Source organism: Streptomyces sp. NRRL WC-3549, assembly GCF_000721935.1.
Lineage (GTDB): Bacteria > Actinomycetota > Actinomycetes > Streptomycetales > Streptomycetaceae > Streptomyces.
On the sequence record NZ_KL585438.1, the window covers coordinates 30,658 to 31,557 of the forward strand.

Consider the following 900-nt stretch of genomic DNA (forward strand, 5'->3'; position numbering starts at 1 on the left):
CCGCCGCCGTGCTGATCGGGCTGCTGCCCGCCGTCGTCGCGCCCGTCCCGCCGCCGGCCTCCCCCGTCGACCCCAAGGAGCAGGCGTGATCCGGTTCGAACAGGTTGCGGTGCGGTACGCGGACGCGGACCGCCCCACGCTCTCGGGTGTCGACCTCACCGTCCCCGAGGGTGAACTCGTGCTGCTCGTCGGCCCGTCCGGTGTCGGCAAGTCGACTCTGCTGGGGACCGTCTCGGGGCTCGTCCCGCACTTCACCGGCGGGGTGCTGAGCGGCCGGGTGACCGTGGGCGGCCGGGACACCCGCACCCACAAGCCACGCGAACTCGCCGATCTGGTCGGCACGGTGGGCCAGGACCCGCTCGCGCACTTCGTCACCGACACCGTCGAGGACGAGCTGGCGTACGGCATGGAGTCGCTGGGCCTGGCACCCGACGTGATGCGGCGGCGGGTCGAGGAGACGCTGGACCTGCTGGGCCTGGCCGAGCTGCGCGACCGGCCGATCGCCACCCTGTCCGGGGGCCAGCGGCAGCGGGTCGCGATCGGTTCGGTCCTCACCCCGCACCCGAAGGTCCTGGTCCTCGACGAGCCGACGTCCGCACTGGACCCGGCGGCGGCCGAGGAGGTGCTGGCGGTGCTCCAGCGGCTGGTCCACGACCTGGGCACCACGGTGCTGATGGCCGAACACCGCCTGGAACGGGTGGTGCAGTACGCCGACCAGGTCCTGCTGCTCCCGTCGCCGGGCGCCGCCCCGGTCCTGGGCGCCCCCGCCGACGTCATGGCGCTCTCACCGGTCCGCCCGCCGGTGGTGGACCTCGGCCGCCTCGCGGGCTGGGACCCCCTGCCGCTGTCGGTCCGCGACGCCCGCCGCCGGTCGGCACCGCTGCGGGACCGGCTGGGCCC

The 900-nt window shown here is 75.3% G+C and carries 1 protein-coding gene; it reads left to right on the plus strand.

Annotation, left to right across the window (positions count from 1 at the left end):
- Nucleotides 1-85: 85 nt before the first annotated feature.
- Nucleotides 86-900 (plus strand): ABC transporter ATP-binding protein (locus tag IH13_RS0132530; RefSeq protein WP_158791444.1); only part of this gene is annotated, 815 nt, incomplete at its 3' end.